The organism is Kitasatospora sp. NPDC001225, assembly GCF_053597855.1.
This window is the reverse complement of record NZ_JBSFJC010000429.1, coordinates 1-1,602: the sequence shown is the minus strand read 5'-3', so window position 1 is coordinate 1,602 and position 1,602 is coordinate 1. Positions and strand designations below refer to the sequence as shown.

Genomic DNA, 1,602 nt, shown 5'->3' with positions numbered 1-1,602 from the left:
GGGCGCCCCCCGGGCGCTGGGGGGGGGGGGGGGGGGGGGCGGGGGGGGTGGCGGGGGCGGGGGACGGGCTCCGGTCGGCGGCCTGCGCGGGCCCGCCCAGGGCCTGCGCGTAGGCCGCGGCGAGGTCCGCCACCAGGACGTCCTTCGACTCCCCGTCGAAGACCGCGTGGTGCACGACGGCGAGCAGCTCCGCCGCCTCACCGCGGCCGCGGTAGAGGGTGAACCACGCCAACGGGCCCGCCTGGAGGTCCAACGGGCGGGCCGCGTCCTCGGCCAGCCGCTTCTCCCGGCTCTGCGCGCAGTCCTCGGAGGCGTCGACCACGTCGAGGACCGGGGCGGTGCCGGGCTCCGCGACGAGGCTCCCGCCGCGCTCCACGAACACCTGGGACAGCACGGGGTGCCGTGCCGTCACCGTCGAGACGGCACGGGCGAGGGCGTCGGCGTCGACCCGGTCGAAGGAGAGCAGGACGGGCATGTGGAACACCCCGTGGTGGCCGCCGAGGCGCTCGGTGACCCAGATGCCCCGCTGGAAGGGCGAGGCGTGCGGGGGGAGGGAGTGTGGCATGTGCGGCTCGATTCGGCAGTCGGTGAATGGTGCGTTCCCCGTGGCCGGGCGCCGACGTGGCCGACGCCGCGGATGCTCTGGCGACGCGGCCGACGGGCCGCCCCCCGGCCTCGACCTGCCCGGCCCGCAGATCCCCCCTGCGCACCGCCGGAGCGCCGTCGGTCCCCTCCCCGTCGAAGAGGCCGATCATGGTCCAGACCTGCCGAGAGGTTGGCAGAGAAGCCCTGCGCCGTCAAGGGTCGTTCCGACCCGTAGGAAAGACGTCATGAACGCGTCCAACCTGCGGGAATGCGACCACGCGGGCGGGCTTCTGATCGTTCGTCATCGTCTCAACGGGCCGCCGCTCCCGCCGTCGGCCTCCGGACTCCCGGAGCCGTCGCCGAATCGGGTCCGGGCCGTCGCCGCATCAGCTGAGCGCCCGTCGCCGGAGCGGCCCCGCAGCCGCCGCCGGATCAGCCCCGGGGCGCCGCCGGATCAGCTGAGCGGGCGGCAGAGCAGCGCGGCCGGGGCCCCGTACTGGAGGCGCTGCCAGGTGGACGCGACGCCGGCCAGGTACTCACCGTCCGCGCACTGGCCCTTGTAGCGGCCCGGCGCCCAGTCGCTCGCCACCGAGCCGCCGGTGGCGGGCCGGTTGTCGCCCCGGTCGAACCAGACCGTGCGGCCGGTCAGCGGCAGCGGGCCGGCCGCCGGGGCGCAGAGCAGGGCGGCCATGGCGTTGGCGCGCACGCTGTAGCCGACCGCGAAGCTGCGGTCGGGGCACTGGAGCTTGTCGTAGCCGGACGCCCAGTCCCCCGCGGTGACGTAGCGCCCGTCGGTGACGGTGGTCCAGTCGCCGCCGCCCACGGCCGGCTCGCCCGCGTCGGTGCACAGGGCCCGGCTGTCGCCGCGGGCGAGGGCGGTCAAGCGCAGGCCGTCCGGGCAGTCGCCCTTGCGGTTGCCGGGGCTCCAGTCCGGGCGGGCCAGCATCCGCCGGGAGAGGACCTGGTCGGCGTGGTCGAGGGCGAGCATGCTCCAGTGGTCGACGGCGGGCACCGGGC

The 1,602-nt window shown here is 76.7% G+C and carries 1 protein-coding gene and 1 pseudogene; both read right to left on the bottom strand.

Annotated features, from left to right (window positions below; translation table 11 throughout):
* Window positions 1-565, bottom strand: a 565-nt coding sequence (locus tag ACWDCZ_RS41195; RefSeq protein WP_449818700.1) for a condensation domain-containing protein, incomplete at its 3' end; no start/stop codon positions are given.
* A 474-nt stretch (window positions 566-1,039) separates the two neighbouring features.
* A pseudogene (locus ACWDCZ_RS41190) lies at window positions 1,040-1,602 on the bottom strand (glycoside hydrolase); the annotation flags it as partial.